Annotated in this window: 5 protein-coding genes and 1 pseudogene; all 6 read right to left on the bottom strand. The window is 56.4% G+C overall.

Annotated features, from left to right (window positions below):
- Nucleotides 1-30 precede the first annotated feature (30 nt).
- A complete protein-coding gene (locus F7Q90_RS27035) occupies nt 31-372 on the bottom strand; it encodes a hypothetical protein (RefSeq protein WP_237166104.1) in 342 nt (113 codons plus the stop codon).
- A gap of 75 nt (nt 373-447) precedes the next feature.
- A complete protein-coding gene (locus F7Q90_RS27030; RefSeq protein WP_006121787.1) occupies nt 448-699 on the bottom strand; it encodes a hypothetical protein in 252 nt (83 codons plus the stop codon).
- A 307-nt stretch (nt 700-1,006) separates the two neighbouring features.
- Nucleotides 1,007-2,200, bottom strand: coding sequence for a lysophospholipid transporter LplT (gene lplT, locus F7Q90_RS02070; protein ID WP_006121786.1), 1,194 nt, complete (start codon nt 2,198-2,200; stop codon nt 1,007-1,009).
- Nucleotides 2,197-4,347 (bottom strand): annotated as a pseudogene (gene aas / locus F7Q90_RS02065) (bifunctional acyl-ACP--phospholipid O-acyltransferase/long-chain-fatty-acid--ACP ligase). The gene lplT and the pseudogene aas overlap by 4 nt, the downstream one beginning before the upstream one ends.
- Nucleotides 4,348-4,681: 334 nt before the next feature.
- Entirely contained in the window at nt 4,682-6,421 is a 1,740-nt protein-coding gene (locus F7Q90_RS02060) for a penicillin-binding transpeptidase domain-containing protein (RefSeq protein ID WP_006121785.1), read from the bottom strand.
- A gap of 274 nt (nt 6,422-6,695) precedes the next feature.
- A complete protein-coding gene (locus F7Q90_RS02055) occupies nt 6,696-8,969 on the bottom strand; it encodes a molybdopterin guanine dinucleotide-containing S/N-oxide reductase (protein WP_006121784.1) in 2,274 nt (757 codons plus the stop codon).
- Between the last annotated feature and the right edge of the window lie 94 nt (nt 8,970-9,063).

Below are 9,063 nucleotides of genomic sequence, written 5' to 3'. Positions count from 1 at the left end.
AGAGCATCCTGAAAAAAATTCTGACATACTTTACGGGCAGGCATAGCGGTGATCCCATTGAATTTGTGGAAGAATCAGTAGATCACATCTTGCTATGTCTGTCTCATTTTTGTGGGGATTCGTCAGGGCCATGCCCCATTTGGTCAGCCGATAAATATGTTGGTTTTGCAGGCGTAACGCTTCACCCATTTTGCTGTTAAATTCAAACTGATCGCGGTAACTGTTTTTTAGCTGGGTGATGGCGCCGCCAATGCCTTCATCATCACTTAACAGCGCCAGGCTGCGTTCATTCTGATGTGCCCGGGAAGCCGTGAGAAATGCCGGAAGATTTTGTTTAACGGCATCGATTAGCCGCAATGACTTTTCTGTCATCACCCGATCGTCGTCGTTGGTAATATCGTTATCGAAATAATATTTCGTCAGTGTCGAAATGTCCTCAATGCGTTTTTAAATAACCGCTTCGAGACTGGCCAGCTTGCCGCTCTCATCCTCTGTCTGATGACGATATAACGCCACAGAGAGGCGATTACTTTCATCCACCAGCCGGTTTAATACCTTGAGCGAATCAATCGTGTTTACCTGCACATATTCAAATCGCGCCTGAAAACCGGCGAGAAGTGAGAGCGTTACGATCCCCAGAATAATTAATGAACCTGCTAAAAGCGAAAAAGCCAGAGAAAGTCTTTGCGTCATATTCATTAAACCGAGCTCCTTTCTTTCCTCCGAGCCTATTCCCGAAGGAAGCCAGAAATTAATCGGCAATAATAAATAAAAATTTATTTCAATTTTTTTAAACCTGAATTCGATTTCAAGTTTAAATTAATTATTCATTGCAAAAACTTATCGGAATTAAATAAATGACCGGATGAAAACAATAACAAAATAAACTATATTTTTTTGAATAGTAAATTTTTGGTGATACGTCAAAAAGAGACGTAATACCCTTGGGGCCAGCATAAAGGAGAAAAGCGGAACCGCGGGGACAGCGCGCCCCGCGGTTGTTGCATCAGGTGCGGGAAGACGGACGCCACAGCCACAGGAGGGTAATCGCCAGCGCGAACAAGGCGCCAAAGCCAATGCCGGTCGCCACGGCGGGCGCACCGGCGCGAATAGCCAGCGTATACAGCCCCAACATGATGAGCATGGCAGTGTTTTCAATCAGGTTCTGCACTGCAATCGCATTGCCCGCGCCGACGCTCTGTTGACCGCGTTCCTGAAGCAGCGCGTTGAGGGGTACAACAAAGAAACCGCCCAGTACGCCGATGATCATCAGCAGCAGGTAAGCATTCAGCAGGGTATGTTGCAGGGCGAAAATCACCACCATCACGCCGATCAGAACGCCCGCGGGCATACAGCGGAGCACGGTTTCCAGCGTCACCAGCTTTGCCGCCAGTGCCGCGCCCACCACAATCCCTACCGCGACCATAGCATTCAGCATGGTCGGCGTTTTGTTATCGCTGATGCCCAGCGCCACGGGTACCCACAGCACCAGCAGAAAACGCAGCGTTACACCTGCGCCCCAAAACAGACTGGTACCGAGCAGAGAAAATCGGGTTTCGGCATTGTTCCACAGCAGGCGCGTCGCGCGGAGAAAACGGCCCAGCATGGCCGCCACATTCCAGCTCTGCCCCGGACGCGCGGCGCGCAGTCTGGGAATAAACAGGTTCGCCACCACCGCCACCGCATAGGTCAGAGCACAGGCGGCCAGTGCGGCAACCAGATGCCAGTCAGACAGGATGCCGCCCGCCACCGAGCCCAGCAGAATAGCCGCAATGGTGGAGGCTTCCATCAGCCCGTTGGCTTTAACCAGCTTTTCGCCATGCGCAATTTCAACCAGAATGCCATACTTCGCCGGGGAGTACGCGGCAGCCCCGATTCCCACCAGGGTGTAACCCAGGAAAGGATTAAAACCAAAGCAGATCACCATCGCACCGAGCAACTTCAGGCTGTTGGCAAACATCATGGCCCGGCCTTTGGCGATGCTGTCTGCCATCTGGCCGACAAAGGGCGCAAGCAGAATATAAGTGGCAACAAACAGCATCTGCAGTACCGGCTGGCTCCAGTCGGGATAGAACTGGTTTTTCAGCAACGCCAGCGTGGCAAACAGCAGGGCGTTATCGCCGAACGCGGAGAAAAACTGCGCCACGATTACCGCTATCATGCCGCGCGACAGTAACGGCGCATCACGTTCTGGGATCATGCCTGGTCCTCTTCCGCCATTTTCTTCAGGGTGACATAGTCAGGTTTGCCACTGCCCAGCAGCGGCAGCTGTTTGACCACACGGATATCGCGCGGTACGGCCAGATCCGCGGCACCCAGCGACCGGGCCGCCTTTTGCAGATCCTCACGCGCTAAGGCGCTGTCGGTAGTAAACAGCACTAATGCTTCACCCCGATTACCGTCGGGCCGCAGCGAGGCCGCGTGCTGTTTATCCGGCGACGCGCTCAGGGCGATCTGCTCGACCACTTCCAGCGAGACCATTTCCCCGGCAATTTTGGCAAAGCGCTTCGCCCGGCCCTGGATCTAGCAGAATCCGCCGTCATCAAAGCTGACGATATCGCCGGTATCGTACCAGCCCGCTTCCATCTGCCCTTCCCCGTTGTCCGCAGCCGGGGTTTCCAGTACGCCGGGATTCTCCACCCGCAGGTAGCCTTTCATGATATTTGGACCACGCAGTTGCAGCCGCCCGCCCTGTTCAATGCCCGGCACGGACATCAGGCGCGAATCCATTCCCGGCAGAATACGACCTACCGTGTGCGCTTTGGCGGCCATGGGCACGTTGATGGCGACAACAGGCGCGCATTCGGTGACGCCATAGCCTTCCAGAATCCGGATGCCGTATTTTTCCATGTACAGCTGGCGCGTGTTCTCCTGCAGTTTTTCTGCCCCCGCGACCACATAGCGCAGACGGGCAAAGTCATAAGGTTGCGCAAAACAAGCGTAATTCCCCAGGAAGGTTGAAGTGCCAAACAGCACGGTACAGTTGCGGTCGTACACCAACTCAGGCACCACGCGGTAGTGCAGCGGACTGGGATACAGAAAGACCTGCGCCCCGGTCATCAGCGGCGTAAACAGCCCCACAGTCAAGCCGAAGGCATGGAACAGCGGCAACGCTGACATAAAGCGATCGCGTGGCGTAAAGTCGGCCACCGTGCGAATCTGCTCAACGTTCGCCAGCAGGCTTTTATGAGAATGCACCACGCCTTTTGGATGCCCTTCGGAGCCAGAGGTAAACAGCACCATCGCGGCATCTTCCGGCTGTTGCGTCACCTGCGCCTGACGCGGCACCAGCAAATGCGCAAGTATCCAGAGCTTATCCTTCAACGTGACGGTATCTTTCAGATCTTCCAGATAGATCCACTGCACCTCGGTCAGCGCCTGCGGCAGATGCCACAGGTTGCCTTTATCCAGGAACTGCCGCGACGTGAACACGGTCTTTACCTGTGACGCAGTCAGCGCCGCGCGCAGGCCCGTTACGCCCGCAGAGTAGTTCAGCATGGCGGGCACGCGCCCACGTAATGATGCGCCCAGGATCGCCGCCGCCGTGACCGTGGCGTTGGGCAGCAGCAACCCGACGTAATCGCCAGGCTGGCTGTACCGTTCCAGAATGCGTCCAACGCCCAGCGCTTTTTTCAGCAGGCCGGTATAGCTGTCGGGTTTGAAATTCACGTCTTCGATGCACCGCTTAAACGCGCCATAGCGCTGACGGGCACTCAGGAAAGCCTCATACAGGGTTTCCCTGGGTCGTACCGCCATGCGTGCTTCCATCATAATATGGTGCAGGTGCTCTCCGGCCAGCACGCGACGGTCGCGGGCGCGCTTCGCCTCGGGCATCGGAATGTGGGTGCCGGGTAAAATGCTCAGGGTAATACGGGGAAACAGGCGACGCTTGAAAACGCCCGCCAGGCGACCGAACGGCGTAAATTCTGCCCCTTCAATGCGCATCGGCACCACGGTCGCGCCGGATTTTGCTGCGACAAAGCCCGCGCCGCTGTAAATCTTCATCAGCGATCCGGTTACGGTAATGCGGCCTTCGGGGAAAATAACCACCGGGCGGCCGCTGTCGATGAGCCGCACCAGCTGCTTCAGCGCCATCGGCTTCATAGGATCGAGCGGCACGAAATCCGCATAGGGTTTTATCAGGCGTAAAAACCAGTGTTCGCTAATAGACGAGTAGATTGCAAATACTGGCTTAACGGGCAGAAACAGCGCCAGTAGCGCGCCATCCAGGAATGAGGTGTGATTGGGCGTAATCAACACTTTCTGCTTGCGCAGCTCAGCGGTATCGCCCCGCAGTTCAACCCGCCACAGCAGGCGAAAAAGCAGACGGAAAAAAGTGAATAACATGCCGGCTCCTTAGCATGGTGAAAACAGCCACTCACGATGCAGGATTTAGCGGTAATCGACAACTGATTATTGGCGGATGCGCCGGAGAAAGCTGACGCAGATCATGACAAGACCAGGCCAGATTTCAGGCAAAAAAAACCCACGCATCTGCGTGGGTCGGTGTAATAACGACTGGCCTTGCCGGAGCAGTGCCCGTTTTCACACCCATCAATACCTCTGGGATTTCTATCCTCTCACCCTTTAGTCGATCAGAGACAGATGAAAAAAGAAAATGAATTCGCCGAAATGAAACGAGGTGTAAAAACATCCACACCTCGCTTACAGTTTGATTTGATTAGGATTTATCTGAACCGTTATCCACAGGCTTACTGTAGATAGCATCGGGGGCGATATTCATGTGCTTCAGCACCGGCCCCATGATGTTGCCGAATACCGGCGCGGCCACGGAGCCACCAAAGTGATCGCCAGCGGTCGGGTGGTTAATCATGACGACCAGCGCCACTTCAGGATGGCTGGCGGGAGCAATACCAGCGGTGTAGTTCACATAGCCGCCGTCATATTTACCGCTGCTGCCCATTTTCTCCGCTGTCCCGGTTTTGGTAGCCAGACGATAGCCGGGTACCGCCGCCTTCACCCCGGTCCCGCCCGGTAAGACGTCACTTTCCAGCATGTGCACCACTTCTTTCACCGTTTCAGGATTGGCCACCTGCTTGCCCAGCACGGGTGGCGTGACCTTGGTGATCGACAGCGGACGATAAACCCCATAGGAACCCAGCGTGGCATATTCCCGGGCAATCTGTAGCGGCGTCACGCGTAAACCATAGCCGAAGGAGAAGGTCGCGCGTTCGATATCGGCCCAGCGCGTGCGGTGCAGCGGGAAGTAGCCGACGCTTTCGCCGGTTAAGCCCAGTCCGGTGGGTTTACCGAGGCCAAAGGCATAGTAGGTGTTCACCAGGGCTTCCGCAGGCATTGCCAGGGCAATATGCGAGACGCCGATATCGCTCGATTTTTGCAGGATGCCGGTCATCGTCAGACGCGGCCAGTGCCCGACGTCACGGATCAGGTGGCCGTTCACGCGATAAGGCGTGGTATCCAGTACAGAATCCGGTCGCACCAGGTGGCGCTCCAGCCCTTCCATCACTACCAGCGGTTTCACTGTCGAACCCGGTTCATAACTGTCGTTGATGGCGGTATTGCGCATCTGTGCCGGTGTGGCACCCTGGTAGTTGTTGGGGTTGAACGACGGATAAGAGGCCATCGCCAGAATCTCGCCGGTATCAATTTTGACCAGCACCGCCGCACCGGAGTCGGCCTTGTTGAGCAACACGCCGTCACGCAGTTTGCTGTACAGCGTGTACTGGCTGAATTTATCAATGCTGAGCTGTACCGTCGGCGGCTGCGTCGGCGGCTGATAGCTAATCATCGAAATGATATTGCCGGCCGCATCCTGGCGATACACTTCTTTGCCCGGCTGACCCTGCAGCACTTTATCGAAGCCTTTTTCCAGGCCGTTCAGACCGGTGTTGTCAGCACCGACGATGCCGATAAGCGGTGCCGAGGCTTCACTCATCGGATAGAAGCGGCTGTCGTCATAGACCTCACTGATGCCCTTCAGCTTGAGATCTTTGATGTCTTTGGCGATCCCCAGCTCCACTTTACGTCCCAGATAGAGAAAACGACGTTTAGGATTCGCAGTGATCTGTGACGCGACCTCTTCGGGCCGCATGCCCAGCGCCGCCGCCAGATAGGCCCATTTGGCGCTGGTAAAGTCGGGGTTACTTTCCAGTACGCGCTGCGGATCGGCGATCACGTCACGCGAGGGCACACTGAGTGCCAGTGCCTCATCATTGCGATCCAGTAAGGTGCCCCGGCTGGTGGGCAGCGTCACGGTACGCAGAGAGCGCTGATCCGCCTCATGCTCCAGCATCGGCTGATTCAGGAACTGCAAATCGGCCACGCGCGCCAGCAAAACGACCATGCAGGCAAATACGCCCAGACAAATCAGGCGAAAACGAAACGGGTTAAACGGGGCTTTTATCTGGTCTTTACCCAGTAATTTTTTTATCCGGGGCATAGCAATCCGCTGCGCTTAAAAAAAAGAGGTCAATCCAGCAGTTATAATCAAAGCGCGGGTGAAAACACAGGAAAACTGTGTATCAGTTCGTTATTGATCGTTTTCCTCGGGGCAAAAAAAACCTGCGTATCTACGCAGGTAGGTGTAATCAAAAAAATCAGTTGATGTTCACCCATCAATACCTCTGGGATCCTGACTGTAGCAAGCGGCGATCCCGTTCTGCCACGACAGAAACGCAACAGTTACCTGCAAAATGTAACCAGCCGTGTGATCCTTACGTATTTGTGCAAACGACATGTTTTTTGATGTCCACGAGGCAACTCATGGCGTTCGGCCCCTGGGTCAGTGACGAGGTGCCGATATCCAGCGTTAAGACATTGGGATTGCCCGCCCGATCAAACGGCTGCCAGGCGTTGCCAAAGCCGGGATCAAACCAGGCACCGGTAGAGATGATCACCACGCCCTGCTTCAGGCCATCGGTTAAACGCACCCCAGCCAGAATCCTGCCGCGCGCATTGCTGACTTCAATCTCGTCACCATCGACAATGCCGCGCGCGTTCGCATCCTCAGGATGCATGTACAGCGTTTCATGGCCGGCGGTTTTATTGCCCTGCACGGTGGCGGTGGCATCCAGCTGACTGTGCAAGCGATCCGAGGGCTGAATAGAGATCATATGCAGTGGATAGTCCTGACTTGCCGGCGCTCCCAGCCATTCCCGCGGCTCACGCCATTCCGGGTGACCGGCCATATCCTCCAGCTGATAATCCGCAATGGTCTGGCAGAACAGCTCAATTTTGCCGCTGGCGGTCTGGATCGGATGCGCGAGGGGATCGGCGCGGAAGTCCGCCATAAAGACGTAGGGTTTACCGCCTTCGGGGATTTCAACGAAGCCGCGCTGCCAGAACGCCTCAAATTCGGGGAAAGCAATGCCGCGACGACCATGGGCGACGGCGCATTGTTGGTAAAGATGCGCGATCCACTGCATCTCGTTGCGCCCTTCCGTGAAGGTATCCCGATAGCCCAGTCGCTCGGCCAGATCCGCAAAGATATCAAAGTCGTTACGTGCCTGATGCTGGGGTTTAATCGCCTGATGCATCGCCAGCACAAAGCGATCGCGCGACGAGCCGCCGATATCATTGCGCTCCAGCGTGGTGGTTGCCGGCAGTACGATATCGGCCATCTGTGCAGCCGGTGTCCAGACGATATCCTGCACCACGACGGTATCCGGCTTTTGCCAGCCTTCCACCAGCCGGTTCAACTGCTGATGATGGTGGAACGGGTTGCCGCCCGCCCAGTGCACCATGTGAATGTCCGGGTAGTGCAGGGTTTCGCCCTGGAAGCTATAGGGCTGGCCGGGGTTAAGCAACATGTCACTGATGCGCGCCACGGGAATAGAGAGGCCAGACGGATTGGGCCCGGTACTCATCATCGGCGCGGGCCCTTCCTGGCGCGGATTGCCCACGCTGTTCATGGAGCCGTGACCAAATGAGAAGCCCGCGCCTGGCAGGCCTGGCTGTCCGAGCATGGAGGACAGCGCGATCATCATCCAGTAGGGCTGTTCGCCGCGATGAGCACGCTGGACAGAGTAGGAGCAGGTGATAAAACTGCGTTTGCCGATCAGCTGCTGCGCCAGTTGCACAATGCGCTCCGCCGGGACCGCGGTGATCCGGCTCGCCCAACCCGCCGTTTTGGCGATGTCATCGCTTTCGCCCAGCAGATAAGCACGCAGCTGCGGCCAGCCGGTGCAGTGACGGGCAAGGAAATCCTCGTCGGTCGCACCGCGCTGATAAATTTCATAACCGAGCGCCAGCATCAGCGCCACATCGGTATTCGGCCGGATCGGGATCCAGTCGGCGCGAACAAATTCAGGGCAGTCGTCGCGCATGGGGCTGATGTTGATGACGGGCGTGCCTTTCGCGGCCAGCTGTTCCAGCGCCGGTTTCAGGCTGTGCTGACCTGCGCCGCCGGAAGCCACCTGGGCATTTTTTAGCGCCAGTCCGCCAAAGGCGACAAAAATCTCGGCGTGTTCCACCACCTGCGGCCAGTCGGTGACGCGCCCGGTGAGCGGCATGTAGGTGCCCATGACATAAGGGAGGAAAAACTGCGCTGCGCCCCAGCTGTAGTTGCCTTGCTGATCGACACCGCCGCCGCCCTGAAAATAGAAACGCCGTACCAGCGTGCGCGCATGGTTGACGCGCCCTGCCGATGACCAGCCGTAAGAGCCATTAAAAATGCCGGAGGCACCGTAGCGTTCACGAATGCGGCGATTTTCCTCAGCCACCAGATCCAGCGCCGTATCCCAGTCAACGGCGACAAAATCTTCGCGTCCACGCAAGGTGCGATCGCTGTTCTCGCGGGAGGTTAACCACGAACGCCGCACCATAGGTTGGCGGATGCGTTTATCCGAGTAGACCAGTTCAGGAATGGTGTTGAGCATGGGCGACGGATCGGCGTCGGCAAAAAAAGGTTCGCAACCGATGAGACGGTCGTTTTCGCTTACCGCGGTAAAGGCGCCCCAGTGCGCCAGATGTGGCACTTTTATTTTCATGGTCATCGCTTCGGCAGGTGTTGGGATAAGCAGCATATCACGGGCTGTGACCGTAGCAGAAGGCATCACCCCTCGTCTGATTTTGCCCTGTTTG

This window comes from Pantoea stewartii subsp. stewartii, from assembly GCF_008801695.1.
Classification (GTDB): domain Bacteria; phylum Pseudomonadota; class Gammaproteobacteria; order Enterobacterales; family Enterobacteriaceae; genus Pantoea; species Pantoea stewartii.
The sequence above is the reverse complement of the archived record's forward strand: the minus strand, read 5'-3'. Positions and strand labels throughout refer to the sequence as shown.

Coding starts and splice junctions, on each gene's coding strand:
- F7Q90_RS27035 (WP_237166104.1), bottom strand. CDS start 372: ATGACAGAAAAGTCATTGCGGCTAATCGATGCCGTTAAACAAAATCTT.
- F7Q90_RS27030 (WP_006121787.1), bottom strand. CDS start 699: ATGAATATGACGCAAAGACTTTCTCTGGCTTTTTCGCTTTTAGCAGGT.
- lplT (WP_006121786.1), bottom strand. CDS start 2,200: ATGATCCCAGAACGTGATGCGCCGTTACTGTCGCGCGGCATGATAGCG.
- F7Q90_RS02060 (WP_006121785.1), bottom strand. CDS start 6,421: ATGCCCCGGATAAAAAAATTACTGGGTAAAGACCAGATAAAAGCCCCG.
- F7Q90_RS02055 (WP_006121784.1), bottom strand. CDS start 8,969: ATGAAAATAAAAGTGCCACATCTGGCGCACTGGGGCGCCTTTACCGCG.